Source organism: Stenotrophomonas sp. Steno-Z2 (assembly GCF_056393235.1).
In genome coordinates this window covers 36298-49235 of record NZ_JBWJOY010000012.1, presented here as the reverse complement: position 1 = coordinate 49235, position 12938 = coordinate 36298, and the positions used below count along the sequence as shown (strand labels likewise).

General features: G+C 69.3%; 11 protein-coding genes. 5 read left to right on the top strand and 6 right to left on the bottom strand.

Features of this window, described 5'->3' with window-relative positions; all coding sequences use genetic code 11:
* Positions 1-94 precede the first annotated feature (94 nt).
* The 3 genes from hutH (at position 95) to hutU (ending at position 4373) form a co-directional block, all read left to right on the top strand.
* Complete coding sequence (gene hutH / locus AC06FP_RS16395) at positions 95-1636, top strand: histidine ammonia-lyase (RefSeq protein ID WP_478076270.1); 1542 nt, start codon at positions 95-97, stop codon at positions 1634-1636.
* A 167-nt stretch (positions 1637-1803) separates the two neighbouring features.
* Positions 1804-2706, top strand: coding sequence for an N-formylglutamate deformylase (hutG, locus tag AC06FP_RS16390; protein WP_456116242.1), 903 nt, complete (start codon positions 1804-1806; stop codon positions 2704-2706).
* A complete protein-coding gene (hutU, locus tag AC06FP_RS16385; protein WP_478076269.1) occupies positions 2703-4373 on the top strand; it encodes a urocanate hydratase in 1671 nt (556 codons plus the stop codon). Before hutG ends, hutU begins: the two co-directional genes overlap by 4 nt.
* 96 nt (positions 4374-4469) lie before the next feature.
* On the opposite strand, the gene AC06FP_RS16380 is transcribed toward hutU, so the two are convergent.
* Positions 4470-4889, bottom strand: coding sequence for a DoxX family protein (locus tag AC06FP_RS16380; RefSeq protein ID WP_478076268.1), 420 nt, complete (start codon positions 4887-4889; stop codon positions 4470-4472).
* Positions 4890-5065: 176 nt separating this feature from the next.
* Between AC06FP_RS16380 and AC06FP_RS16375 the strand changes: the two genes are divergently transcribed.
* Positions 5066-5572, top strand: a complete 507-nt coding sequence (locus AC06FP_RS16375; RefSeq protein ID WP_478076267.1) for a GNAT family N-acetyltransferase — start codon at positions 5066-5068, stop codon at positions 5570-5572.
* An 83-nt stretch (positions 5573-5655) separates the two neighbouring features.
* Here the strand turns inward: AC06FP_RS16375 and AC06FP_RS16370 are convergent, their stop codons facing one another.
* From AC06FP_RS16370 to AC06FP_RS16360, 3 genes are all read right to left on the bottom strand, one after another.
* The gene (locus AC06FP_RS16370; protein ID WP_478076285.1) at positions 5656-6342 is read right to left on the bottom strand and encodes a hypothetical protein; all 687 of its coding nucleotides are present in this window, start codon (positions 6340-6342) and stop codon (positions 5656-5658) included.
* 149 nt (positions 6343-6491) lie between these two features.
* Positions 6492-6761, bottom strand: coding sequence for a hypothetical protein (locus tag AC06FP_RS16365; protein ID WP_456116246.1), 270 nt, complete (start codon positions 6759-6761; stop codon positions 6492-6494).
* Between the two features lie 473 nt (positions 6762-7234).
* Positions 7235-9718, bottom strand: a complete 2484-nt coding sequence (locus AC06FP_RS16360; protein ID WP_478076266.1) for a S9 family peptidase — start codon at positions 9716-9718, stop codon at positions 7235-7237.
* A 224-nt stretch (positions 9719-9942) separates the two neighbouring features.
* Here AC06FP_RS16360 and AC06FP_RS16355 point away from each other — a divergent pair, with 224 nt between their 5' ends.
* Positions 9943-10953 (top strand): GGDEF domain-containing protein, encoded by a 1011-nt coding sequence (locus AC06FP_RS16355; protein ID WP_478076265.1) that lies wholly within the window; start codon positions 9943-9945, stop codon positions 10951-10953.
* 371 nt (positions 10954-11324) lie between these two features.
* Here the strand turns inward: AC06FP_RS16355 and AC06FP_RS16350 are convergent, their stop codons facing one another.
* Positions 11325-12023: a YiaD family glycine zipper/OmpA-like lipoprotein gene (locus AC06FP_RS16350; RefSeq protein ID WP_456116249.1), complete on the bottom strand. Its 699-nt coding sequence runs from the start codon at positions 12021-12023 to the stop codon at positions 11325-11327.
* A 391-nt stretch (positions 12024-12414) separates the two neighbouring features.
* Positions 12415-12858, bottom strand: a complete 444-nt coding sequence (locus AC06FP_RS16345; RefSeq protein WP_478076264.1) for a Cif family virulence factor — start codon at positions 12856-12858, stop codon at positions 12415-12417.
* Between the last annotated feature and the right edge of the window lie 80 nt (positions 12859-12938).

Below are 12938 nucleotides of genomic sequence, written 5' to 3'. Positions count from 1 at the left end.
GGCGGACCCCACGCGGCGCGGCCCCGCGTCCGCGCAATCCCACACCCGTGCGGGGCACGCCCCGCCCCCATCCTTGAGAACCTGGAGTAACCCGATGAATTCCCCGCTCGTGCTTCGTCCCGGCCACGTACCGCTGGCCCAGTGGCGCCAGGTCTACCGCGGCGCCCGCGTGCGCCTGGACGCCTCGGCGCAGGCCGCCGTGCAGCGCAGCGCGCAGGTGGTGGAAGCCATCGTCGCCAAAGGCGAGCCGGTGTACGGCATCAACACCGGCTTCGGCAAGCTGGCCAGCGTGCGCATCGAGCGCGAGGACCTGGAAACCCTGCAGCGCAATATCGTGCTCTCGCACGCCGCCGGCGTCGGCGAGCCGATGCCGGCCAGCGTGGTGCGGCTGATGATGGCGCTCAAGCTCACCAGCCTGGCGCAGGGCGCTTCCGGCATCCGCCCGCAGACGCTGGCGCTGCTGGAGGCGTTCCTGCAGCACGATTTCGTGCCGGTGGTGCCGTGCCAGGGCTCGGTCGGCGCTTCCGGCGACCTGGCGCCGCTGTCGCACCTGGCCTCGGTGATGATCGGGGTCGGCGAAGCCTTCGTCGACGGCGTGCGCATGCCGGCCGCCGATGCGCTGGCACGCATCGGCCAGACCGCGCTGACGCTCGGCGCCAAGGAAGGCCTGGCCCTGCTCAACGGCACCCAGTACTCCACCGCCTATGCGCTGGCCGGGCTGTTCGAGATCGAGACCGTGTTCCAGGCCGCGCTGGTCACCGGCGCGCTGTCGGTGGAAGCGGCCAAGGGCTCGGACACGCCGTTCGACCCGCGCATCCACCACATCCGCGGCCAGCGCGGGCAGATCGCCACCGCCGCCGCGCTGCGCACGCTGATGGCCGGCTCGGCGATCCGCGAATCGCACCGCGACAACGACGTGCGCGTGCAGGACCCGTACTGCCTGCGCTGCCAGCCGCAGGTGATGGGCGCGGCCTTCGACGTCATCCGCCAGGCGGCGACCACCCTGGAAATCGAGGCCAACGGCGTGTCCGACAACCCGCTGGTGTTCACCGACACCGGCGAGGCGCTGAGCGGCGGCAACTTCCACGCCGAGCCGGTGGCCTTCGCCGCCGACATGCTGGCGATGGCGGTATGCGAGATCGGCTCGATCAGCGAGCGCCGCATCGCCATGCTGGTCGACCCGGCGCTGTCGGGCCTGCCCGCCTTCCTGACCCCGAAGCCCGGCCTGAACTCCGGCTTCATGATCCCGCAGGTCACCGCCGCGGCGCTGGTGTCGGAGAACAAGCAGCGCGCCTACCCGGCCAGCGTCGATTCCATCCCGACCTCGGCCAACCAGGAAGACCACGTGTCGATGGCCGCGCATGGCGCGCGCCGCCTGCTGGCGATGGCGGAGAACGCCGCCAACGTGGTCGGCATCGAACTGCTGGCCGCCGCGCAGGGCTGCGATTTCCACGCCCCGCTGCGCTCCAGCGCCGCGCTGGAGCGGGTGCGCGCCACCGTGCGCGCGCAGGTGCCCACCCTGCAGGACGACCGCTACTTCCACCCGGACATGGTGGCCGCCACCGACCTGGTGCGCGCCGGTGCGCTGGCCGCGGGGCTGGAGGGCGTGCTGCCGCAGGTAGAGACGATGCAGTAAGTGCCTGAGCCCCTCTCCCATCGGGAGAGGGGTTGGGGTGAGGGGCGAACGAAGTCCCGATGGTTCAGACACCGCCGGCTCCGCCCGCCCCTCATCCGGCGCTTCGCGCCACCTTCTCCCGCGGGGAGAAGGCAACAGCTTCCTCCTGCCAACAACCAAGGCACGCGATGAACTCACATCCCGACTGGCTGCAGATCCACCAAGGCGACGCCCCGCTGATCGTCAGCTTCCCGCATACCGGCACCGAGCTGCCCGACGAGCTTGCCGGCCATTTCGTCTCGCCGTGGCTGGCGCGGCGCGATGCCGACTGGTGGGTGCACGAGCTGTATGCCTTCGCCCGCGAGCTGGGCGCCACCACCGTGCGCACCGCGGTCTCGCGCTCGGTGATCGACGTCAACCGCGACCCGTCCGGGGCCTCGCTGTACCCGGGCCAGAACACCACCGGCCTGTGTCCGACCACCACCTTCGACAACCAGCCGCTGTACCGCGCCGGCCACGAACCGGACGACGCGGAGATCGCGCGCCGCCGCGACACCTACTTCGCGCCCTACCACGCCGCGCTCGCCGCGCAGATCGCGCGCCTGCGCCAGCGCCACCCGACCGTGGTGGTCTACGACGCGCACTCGATCCGTTCGCGCATCCCGCACCTGTTCGACGGCGAACTGCCACAGTTCAACATCGGCAGCGCCGGCCCGACCGGCGAGCCGGATACCTCCTGCGACAACGCGCTGACCGACGTGGTCGAGAACCTGTGCGCGCTGAGCGGTCTTGGCCATGTGCGCAACGGCCGCTTCAAGGGCGGCTGGATCACCCGCCACTACAGCGACATCCCCGGCGGCGTGCACACCCTGCAGATGGAACTGGGCTGCCGCGGCTACATGCACGAGCCCGCTCCCGCCGACGTGGACGAGCACAGCTGGCCCACGCCCTACGACCCCATCCACGCCGCCCCGGTGCGCGACACCCTGCAACAGGTACTGCGCGCCTGCCTGGACTTTGCCATGCGTGCGATTCCCTCGCAAAAGCCCGCACATCCATGTGCGGACTCTTCACCAGGAGCAGACACATGAACACCCGCCACGATCCATCCCGCAGCCCGCGCGCACCGCGCGGCGACACCCTCAACTGCAAGTCCTGGCAGACCGAGGCGCCGTTCCGCATGCTGCAGAACAACCTCGACGCCGAAGTGGCCGAAGACCCCGCCTCGCTGGTGGTCTACGGCGGCATCGGCCGCGCCGCGCGCGACTGGGAGAGCTACGACAAAATCCTGGAAACGCTCAGGCGCCTGGACGACAACCAGACCCTGCTGGTGCAGTCCGGCAAGCCGGTCGGCGTATTCCCCACCCACCCCGACGCGCCGCGCGTGCTGATCGCCAACTCCAACCTGGTGCCCCACTGGGCCAACTGGGAGCACTTCAACGAGCTCGATAAAAAGGGCCTGATGATGTACGGCCAGATGACGGCCGGCTCGTGGATCTACATCGGCTCGCAGGGCATCGTGCAGGGCACCTACGAGACCTTCGTCGAGATGGGCCGCCAGCACTACGGTGGCAGCCTGGCCGGCAGGTGGATCCTCACCGCCGGCCTCGGCGGCATGGGCGGCGCGCAGCCGCTGGCCGCCTCGCTGGCCGGCGCCAGCAGCCTGACCATCGAATGCCGCCAGAGCAGCATCGACTTCCGCCTGCGCACCCGCTACGTGGACGAACAGGCCACCGACATCGACGACGCGCTGGCGCGCATCGCCAGGTACACCGCCGCCGGCGAAGCCAGGTCCATCGCCCTGCTCGGCAACGCCGCCGAGATCCTGCCCGAGCTGGTGCGCCGCGGCGTGCGTCCGGACTGCGTCACCGACCAGACCAGCGCCCACGACCCGGTGCACGGCTACCTGCCGATCGGCTGGACGGTGGAGCAGTGGCTGGCCGAGCAGAAGGCCAACCCGTCGAAGGTGCGCGACGCCGCCAAGGCCGCCATGCGCGTGCACGTGGAAGCCATGCTCGCCTTCCACGCGCAGGGCATCCCCACCGTGGACTACGGCAACAACATCCGCCAGATGGCCTTCGACGAAGGCCTGGAGAACGCCTTCGACTTCCCGGGCTTCGTGCCCGCCTACGTGCGCCCGCTGTTCTGCCGCGGCGTCGGCCCGTTCCGCTGGGTGGCGCTGTCCGGCGATCCGGAAGACATCTACCGCACCGATGCCAAGGTCAAGGAAATCATCGCCGACGACCCGCACCTGCACCGCTGGCTGGACATGGCGCGCGAGCGCATCAGCTTCCAGGGCCTGCCGGCGCGCATCTGCTGGGTCGGCCTGGGCCTGCGCCACAAGCTCGGCCTGGCCTTCAACGAGATGGTGCGCAACGGCGAGCTGAAGGCGCCGGTGGTGATCGGCCGCGACCACCTCGACTCCGGCAGCGTCGCCTCGCCCAACCGCGAAACCGAAGCGATGAAGGACGGCAGCGACGCCGTGTCCGACTGGCCGCTGCTCAACGCCATGCTCAACGTCGCCGGTGGCGCCACCTGGGTGAGCCTGCACCACGGCGGCGGCGTGGGCATGGGCTACAGCCAGCACTCCGGCGTGGTCATCGTCTGCGACGGCAGCGAAGCGGCCGACCAGCGCATCGCCCGCGTGCTGTGGAACGACCCCGGCACCGGCGTCATGCGCCACGCCGACGCCGGCTACGACATCGCCATCGCCTGCGCGAAGGAAAAGGGACTGGACCTGCCGGGGATTCTGGGCTGATCCGCGACACAACCCCTGGCTTCCTCCAGGCGTGGAGAGCGCCATCGCGTCACATCGGCATGGCCTTCCCTCGTGGAAGGCCATGTCGTTTCCACGTCACTGCCTGCGTGCGGCCACCGCGTAACGCCCGCCGCCGGTCACCGCCAGCAGCAACAGCCCGCCGGCGATGGACAGGTTCTTGAGGAACTGGGTCATGTTCATGGCGCGCTCGGCGCCCTCCATGCCCCAGAACGCATGGCCGAGCACCCCGGTGCCAAGCACGAACAGGACGAACAGCAGCGCCAGCAGCCGCACCTGGATGCCCAGCAGCAGGGCGATGCCGACCAGGAACTCCATGCACACCGCCACGCCGGCCGCCACCTGCGGCAGCGGCGCGTGCAGCGAGGCCATGTAGCCGACCGTGCCCTGGAAATCGCTCAGCTTGCCCCAGCCCGATACCACGAACAGCACCATCAACAGGATCCGCCCCAGCAGGATCAGCCCATCGCGGTTGCGTTCCACCCATCCGTCCAGCATCGCCGTATCCCCGTGTTTTTCCGTATCTGACGACCGCCCCCGTAAGCGTGGCGTGAGCGCCGGGCCCGCCACGGCGCGGCGGCGATGTGCTATGCAGACGCCCTGCCCGGCCTGCGCATGCCGCTGATCCGCCACCGGGCCACTGCTTCGCAATACCATCGACCACGGGAACAGCCATGAATCCAAGCATCCGCGATGAGCGCCCCACGGACATCGACGCCATCGCCCGCCTCACCGAGGCGGCATTCGCCAGCGCACCGCACACCAGCCACACCGAACAGTTCATCGTCGCCGCGCTGCGCGAAGCCGGGCAGCTGAGCATTTCGCTGGTGGCGCTGGAAGGCGACGAACTCGTCGGCCATGTCGCGGTATCGCCGGTGACGCTGTCTTCCGGCGATCGCGGCTGGTACGGGCTGGGCCCGATCTCGGTGCGTCCGGACCGACAGGGCCACGGCATCGGCTCGGCGCTGATGGCTGCAGCCATCGGGCGGCTGGAAACGATGGGCAGCGCCGGCTGCGTGCTGCTGGGCGACCCGGGCTACTACGCGCGCTTCGGGTTCCGGGCATGCCGGCAACTGGTGCTGCCCGGGGTGCCGCCGGAGTATTTCCAGGCGCTGCCGCTGGCCGGGGGCGTACCTGCGGCCGACGTCAGCTATCACGCTGCGTTCGACGCCACGGCCTGAAGCGTCCGGCTCATCGCCGGCCCTGCGCAGGCGGGAACGGCCTTCCCCGGCACGGCCTCGCGGGCCGGGATGCACCAGAACACTCAGTGCCGGGCGCGTCCGGCGCCTTTTCCACCGCCGCCCTTCGCCGCCGTGCGGCTCTGCGCGAACTCCGGGAAGGTCTCGGCCAGCGAGGCGTTGTCCGGCAGGACGTAGAAGACCCCGCCGCGCTCGAACGTCTGGCTGACGACCTGCTTGTAGAACCCGGGCGATACGTTGATGCAGCCATGAGTGACGCGGTTGTCATCGGGCGACGGCGAAGCAAGGCGTTCGGGGCGCCTCTCGGCGGGAACGCCGGTGGCGGTCGGATGGATGGAGACCGCCGAATCGTAGTCCACCCACAGCACGCGCCCGGCATCGAGCGACGGACCGAAACCGCCCACGAAACGACCGGCCGGCGTCGTGCGGTCGCGCCCCGGAATCTCGCGCAGCGCGAGCCCGGCGATGCCGGGCGCGATGTGGTCGCCGACCGCCGAACCGAACAGCGCCGGCGCCGCGCCGCGCAGCCGGCCGTCGCCGCCGAACACCAGGATCTGCGCGGCGGCCTTGTCCATGATCGCGAACGGATAGCCTTCGCTGTCCCTGCTTGCGACAACCCAGCCCGCCAGCTCGATCACCGTGTCGGACACGGCCTGGCCCGGAGGGAGTTCATCGACAGCGGCCGGCGGCGGCGTGGCGGCATCCTCGGCGCTGGCCGTGCCAATGCCCGCGCAGGCCAGCGCCACGGCCAGCGCACCGTGGACGGCACGGACTGCAAGGTATCGGTAGGTACGGATGGGAAAACTCCTCTGCAACGAACGCTGTGCGATGGAAGAAACCAGTGGCCCGCAAGGGCCACCGGATTCCTGGTTCAGGTGCTCATCGCCCACCGCGCGGGCGGTCAGCCACGCGCGGCGCGGCGCGGCGCGGTTTCAAGCTGCTGGACGCGGCCTTCGATCTGGTCCAGGCGCTGGTTGGCCCGCTGCGCGGACTGGTTGGCGGACTCGGCGCTCTGGGCCGCGCCCTGCACCCTCGCGTCCAGTTGATCCAGGCGGGTGTTGATGTTCGCGAACTCGTCCTTGTAGGTCGCACAGGCACCCAGGCTCAAGGTGGCGACGGTCGCGACACCCAGCATGCCCAAGGTCTTCAGATGTTGTTTGCTCAGAATCATTCCACTCCTCCTTCGTCGGGGAGCTTGGAATATAGCGGCCTTTTTGCAGAAGCAACGACTGCGCCTTCAGCTGATGTTGGCGCACGTCGATGCACCGTGAAGATGCGGCAACGCGTTGGCAATTCCTGCGTTGATCCCGCCTTCATTCGAAGAACTCGCAGCATCCTGATCGGCTGTCACGAACCTGTCTGAGGGTTTTCTGCTTGCAGCGCAAAGCGAGCAGTCGAGCACCCAGAGTGAGATTTTCATACATCGATTGGACGCCCGGGACTTCTTCCACTCCGTCCAGTTCATCCGCCCTTTCAGCTCGCCACGAGGAACGCCATGCCGGCCTCTTCGACGCGTACAGGGTCGGACTGGTTCCCGTACATGATTGCAACACGCGGTGCTGCGCGGATCGAGATCACCCTCTTGGAAAAAGAAGAAGCCCGCTTGCGCGGGCTCCCTCGATACGCGATCGACTCACCCGCTGCTCACTTCGCAGACGGCGCCTGCGCCGGTGCGTTCTTCACGTAGCGGTCGAACCAGGCCAGCATTTCGGCCACCAGTTGTTCGTTGGATTCCAGCGCGGTGTACCAGTGCGGTTCGTGCGGCAGCATCACCAGGCGGGTGGTGCCGCCGTTGCCGCGGATGGCCTGGTACAGCTTGCGCGACTGGAACGGTTCGGTGCCGGGGTTGGCGTCATCCTCGCCGTGCACCAGCAGCAGCGGCAGCTTGATCCTGTCGGCGTAGAAATACGGCGAAGCCTTCAGGTACACGTCCTGCGCCTGCCACACCGAGCGGCGCTCGTTCTGGAAGCCGAACGGAGTGAAGGTCTTGTTGTACGAGCCGCTGGTAGCCACGCCGGCCTTGAACAGGTCGGTGTGGGCGATCAGGTTGGCGGTCATCAGGCCGCCGTGGCTGTGGCCGGTGACGCCGATGCGGTTGCGGTCCACCACGCCCAGTTCCACCGCCTTGTCCACCGCGGCCCTGGCATCGGCGGTGAGCTGATCCAGATAGGTGTCGTAGGCGCTCTTCGGATCGCCGACGATCGGGAACGAGGCGTTGTCGATGATGGCGTAGCCGGCCAGCAGCATCAGCCGGTATGGCGCCAGGCGGGTGAAGGTCTGCTGCGAGCCGGACACCTGCCCGGCCTGCGCGCTGTTGGCGAAGTCGGCCGGATAGGCGTACAGGATCGCCGGCAGGCGCTGGCCTTCCTTGTAGCCCGGCGGGGTGTACAGGGTGAAGGACAGGTCGATGCCATCGGCGCGCTTGTAGGTGACCAGGCGCTTCTGGATCTGCCGCACTTCCGGGGTGGGGTCGGCGACGCGGGTCAGCTGGCGGCCTTCGGCGGCGTACTGCGCTTCGCCTTCCCTGGCCGCGGCGTCGCGCGCGCCCAGCTCTCGCAGCCACGCATTCGGCGGGTCGATCACCGACTGATGCCAGGTGAGGTAGCGGCCCGATTCGGCGGTGAAACCGAGGAACTGGTCGTAGGCATCGGCGGCGCTGCGGAACAGGCGCTCGCTCCTGAGCGTGGCCAGGTCCAGGCGGTCGAGGAACGGGCGGTCGCCCTGCGGCGAGCTGCCCTGCCCGCGCAGGAACACCTTGCCGTCCTCCTCGCGCACCACCACCGCGCCGCTGGGCAGGCGCTGGTAGACGAAGCTGCCCGGATCGCCGTACAGCTCGTCGCTGGACAGGTCCCACAACAGGCGCGCTTCCTGCTTCGGGTCGTCGATGTCGACGATGCGGGTCTGGCGCCAATGGCGGTTCTCGTCGTACTCGTTGAGGAAGCTGCGCTGCGGCTGCGTGGTCCAGTCGAAGCCGGCGTAGCGCTGGGTGGTGCGGGCGATCTCGCGCGGCGCGGCGGTGAACGGCGCGGACAGCAGCATCAGCCGGTCGCGCTGCGGCACGCTGACGTTCCAGTCGCCCTTGTCCAGCGCCTCGGCCCAGACCAGGGTGGCCGGGTCGGTGGCGCGCCAGTCGAAATCGCGCGGGCCTTCCGGCACGCCGTGCACCGGCACGCGCTCGGCCAGCGGCAGCGAGGCGATGCGCACGCTCCTGCCGGTGGCCACATCCAGCACGTCCACGTCGTAGGCGAAACGCTGGTAGGTGACCGCGTGCGAGAACGGCGGCTTGAGCGTCTGGGTAAGCACGTGCACGCCATCGGGCGCGCCGTTGACGCCGTTGTACAGCTGTGGCGCGCCGACCGGGCTTACCTTGCCGGAGGCGGCCTCGACCACCGCCAGCTGCGACTGGCCGTAATAGGCGAACAGGCGTTCGTCGTGCTCGCTGGCCAGGGTGTCGCGGGTTTCATAGGTGCTGCTCTCGCCCTTGGCGCCGAGCGATTCCTGCACGTCCGGGCCGTACACGTCGTCACCCGCCGGCGCCGGCCCCTGGTTGGCCGGCACCAGCTTGACCAGCAGGCGCTCGCCGCCGTCCAGCCACTGCACGGTGCTGCCGAACATGGGGTTCAGGCGCGCGCCCGGGACCTGCCGGACCTGGCCGCTGGCGGCGTCGCCCACCCACAGCTGCACCGAATCGGCGACCACGTTCTGGAAGGCGAAGCGCTGGCCGTCCGGCGACCATAGCGCGGTACCGGCGCAGGCATCCTTGGGCAGCGGCACGCGGGTTTCCCTGCCGCTGGCGATGTCCACCAGGGTGAAATCGGCCACGCAGGCGGGGATACCGTAGCCACCCGGTGTGTCGTGGCGGCTGCGGTTCTTCGGCTCCAGGCGCAGGCCGGCCAGCTTGAGGTAGGGCTGGGCGACGCGGGCGATGGACGGATAGGTCTGGCTGGTGGTCAGCAGCAGGCGCCTGCCGGTGGGGTCGACGCTGGGCATCGGCGGCGGCGGCGCGGTCAGCACCTTCAGCAGTTCGGCCGGCGGCTTGGCGTATTCGGCATGCGCGGGCATGCTGACCAGCAAGGTGGTGGCGGTCGCGGCGAGTACCGCGGACCAGGCAGTGCAACGGACGCTCATGGTTTCCCTCATGCGCTGGAAGGACGCCGGCACGGAAGCCGGTAGCGGCCGAATCTAGCACCGCGGCCGCGGCCGGCGGATGGGCCATAAGCAAGGGGTGGCCGCACGCCGGTCCATGCCGCCACCGGCGCGGGGAGCGTTGCCGGCGGCCCGCCACATGCATGCCCAAGATGGGCACTGGGTGAAGGAATGATTGCCGTCTTGCTTGCTATGTTGCCAACGCCATGAAACCCACCGCCGGACCTCCGACGATTCCCTCGCTGCCGCGCGAACTGCGCAGCGTGCCGCTGCGCACCATCGCGCCGGTCGCCACATTGGCGCTGCTGGCGCTCGCCGGCTGGCTGGCCTGGCAGCGGCTGCCGCTGCAGATGCTGGCCGCGCTGGCCTGCGCGGCGCCGGCGGCGCTGGCGACCTGGCTGAGCCACCGCCAGGCGCCCCGGCTTTCCAGCGCCGGGCTGCTGCTGTGCCTGGCGAACGTGGCCGGCTGCCTGCTGGCCGCCGGCGAGCTGGGCCACCGCGCCCTGCCCTGGTCGCTGCTGGTGCTGATGATCAACTTCTTCCTGGTGCACAACCGCATCGCCACGCCGGCGAACCTGCTGATGGTGGCCGGCCTGCTGGCGATGCCCGGCGTGCTGCGCACGCCCGCGCTGGATACGCAGGCGCTGGTGGTGATCGCGCTGATCCTGGGCTTCGGCTTCCGTTTCTCGCGGCGCCTGCAGGGCGACCGTACACGGCTGGAGCTGCTGGCCTCGCTGGACGAGCTCACCGGCCTGCCCAACCGCCGCGCGCTGGAAAAAACCCTGGTGCAGCAGATCGGCAGCGCCCGCCATGGCCGCTTCCGGCATGCGCTGGTGATCCTGGATATCGACCACTTCAAGGACGTCAACGACCGCTATGGCCATACCGCCGGCGACAACGCGCTGGTCGAACTGGCGGCGATCCTGCGGATGGAGCTGCGCGAACAGGACAAGGTATTCCGCTTCGGCGGCGAGGAGTTCGTGATCCTGGCCGAGGCCGGCAACCGCGACGCGCTGGCCAGTTTCACCGAACGGGTGCGCGAAGCGGTGCAGCAGTCGCTGCACGGCCCCGGCGGCGGCATCACCATCTCGCTGGGCGCGGCGATGTACGCCGGCGAGCAGTACTGGCAGGACTGGTTCTCGCGCGCCGACGCGGCGCTGTACCTGGCCAAGGGCAACGGCCGCAACAGCGTGGTGATCGCTGACGATCTGGCCTGAGGCAATGCCCGCAGTGTAGGAGCGCACCTCAGTGCACGAGGGCTCTACCGGGAAAGCCCCATCGCGCACTGAAGTGCGCTCCTACAGTGCGCTTCTACGGGCTCCAGCACACAAAGAAAGAGCCGCCTGCGCTGCTCTTTCAAGACCGGAACTACGGATGGATCACGAACGCAGCGGGATCACACGGATCTCTCGACGCGGCGGTTCTGCGCGCGGCCGCCTCGTCGCCGTTGCAGGAGCGGCTTCAGCCGCGATGGGGCTTTCCCGGCGAAGGCCCCTTCGCGGCTGAAGCCGCTCCTATGGAGAACGCCTGTTGCAGACAAGAAAAGAGCCGCTTGCGCGGCTCTTTCCAGGTCGGAACTACCGATGGATCACGAACGCAGCGGGATCACGCGGATCTCGACGCGGCGGTTCTGCGCGCGGCCGGCTTCGGTGTCGTTGCTGGCGACCGGGTAGTTCTTGCCGGCGCCCAGGGTCTCGATGCGCTCGCGCTGCACGCCCTGCGCGGTGAGGTAGGCGGCCACGGCGTCGGCGCGTTCCTTGGAGATGCGGTTGTTGACCGCGTCGGTGCCGATGCTGTCGGTATGGCCGACCACTTCGATCATGGTCTGGTTGTATTCGGCCAGGGTCGAGGCCACACCGTTGAGGGCGCCGTAGAACTGCGGCTTGAGCGTGGTCTTGTTGAAATCGAAGGTGATGCCGTCGGGCAGGTTCAGGGTGATGTTGTCGCCCTGGCGCTGCACGTCGATGCCGGTGTTGGCGGTACGCTCGCGCAGGGCGCGCTCCTGGCGGTCCTGGTAGTTGCCGATGGCCGCGCCGGACAGCGCGCCGATGCCGGCGCCGACCATCGCGCGCTGGCGGCGCTCGGTGGCGTTGTCGCCGCTGAGCAGGCCGGCGGCCACGCCGATGGCGGTGCCGATCAGCGCGCCCTTGCCGGTGCGGTTCTGCTGCTGGGTCGGGTTGCCGTACGGGTCGCTCTGCACATAGGAACCACCGGTGGCACACGCCGACAGCACGGCGGCGGCCACCACGCCAATGGAAAGGTTGCGGATAACGGTGCGGGTGCTCATCGGGAATCTCCTGTAGGGGCCGGGCAGGCCGGCGTGGATTGCGCCGGCAGGATAAACAGCCCGGCGCGAGTGGCGCATGACGAAACCGCCCGCGGCCGGGGCTCCATTCAGGTAGCTGTCCAAGGACAGAACCGGCGGCGACAGGGCGTGCCGGGGAACCGACCGTGTCCGGGTACGGCGGAAAAGGCATGCCGATCCCTGGAGGCGCACGGGGAAGACATGGGATGGCGCACGGGTCCGCGAAGGCGATCGGGAACGCGACTCCCGTCGACTGGATTGCCCTCACCGCCTCGGCCCCGGACCTTGCACCGTGGCGTCGAAGTGGGGCGGACCGACGATCGCACGCTCTCCTCTTGCCCCGACTGGAGAGAAAGGCTCATCAGGACGGCGCTTACTCCACGGCGGGCGACCAACTGGCGCTGTAGAGCCGCCACTGGTCGTCGACCATCCGCCACTGGCTGGCCACCTGCTGCAGCTGGCCGCGCTCGGGCAGGAAGCGGCCGTCGCCGCCGGTCAGCAGCACGGTGAAGCGGACCGTGGCGGTATCTCCCTGCCCCATCTCTACCTGCAGCGGGCCGGTGCGAACGCCGACCCTGGCGTTGAGCAGCAGCTGGCCGCGCAGCAGCCGGTCCAGCCCGTCGCGGTCCAGGGCGTCGTTGCCGATGAAATCCTCGGCCACGTGCGCCATGAAGGCCTTGGGCCTGCCCTGCTCCACCGCTTCCTGCATCTGCGCCACGGCCTGGCGCAGGCGCTGTTCGGGCGCCTGCCGCGCGCAGGCGGCCAGGGCCAACACGATCAACGCAGTACGCGCGCAGTTGAGGGCTGTTCGGATCATCGCTCCCTTCGCCTTTTCCATTCTGGACGGTATGCTGCGGTCACGGCCGCCATCGCCGGACGGCCGCTCATACCAACTAG

Bases quoted from the DNA above. Each gene is read 5' to 3' on its own strand.
- hutH (WP_478076270.1), top strand. From the start codon at position 95: ATGAATTCCCCGCTCGTGCTTCGTCCCGGCCACGTACCGCTGGCCCAG.
- hutG (WP_456116242.1), top strand. From the start codon at position 1,804: ATGAACTCACATCCCGACTGGCTGCAGATCCACCAAGGCGACGCCCCG.
- hutU (WP_478076269.1), top strand. From the start codon at position 2,703: ATGAACACCCGCCACGATCCATCCCGCAGCCCGCGCGCACCGCGCGGC.
- AC06FP_RS16380 (WP_478076268.1), bottom strand. From the start codon at position 4,889: ATGCTGGACGGATGGGTGGAACGCAACCGCGATGGGCTGATCCTGCTG.
- AC06FP_RS16375 (WP_478076267.1), top strand. From the start codon at position 5,066: ATGAATCCAAGCATCCGCGATGAGCGCCCCACGGACATCGACGCCATC.
- AC06FP_RS16365 (WP_456116246.1), bottom strand. From the start codon at position 6,761: ATGATTCTGAGCAAACAACATCTGAAGACCTTGGGCATGCTGGGTGTC.
- AC06FP_RS16360 (WP_478076266.1), bottom strand. From the start codon at position 9,718: ATGAGCGTCCGTTGCACTGCCTGGTCCGCGGTACTCGCCGCGACCGCC.
- AC06FP_RS16355 (WP_478076265.1), top strand. From the start codon at position 9,943: ATGAAACCCACCGCCGGACCTCCGACGATTCCCTCGCTGCCGCGCGAA.
- AC06FP_RS16350 (WP_456116249.1), bottom strand. From the start codon at position 12,023: ATGAGCACCCGCACCGTTATCCGCAACCTTTCCATTGGCGTGGTGGCC.
- AC06FP_RS16345 (WP_478076264.1), bottom strand. From the start codon at position 12,858: ATGATCCGAACAGCCCTCAACTGCGCGCGTACTGCGTTGATCGTGTTG.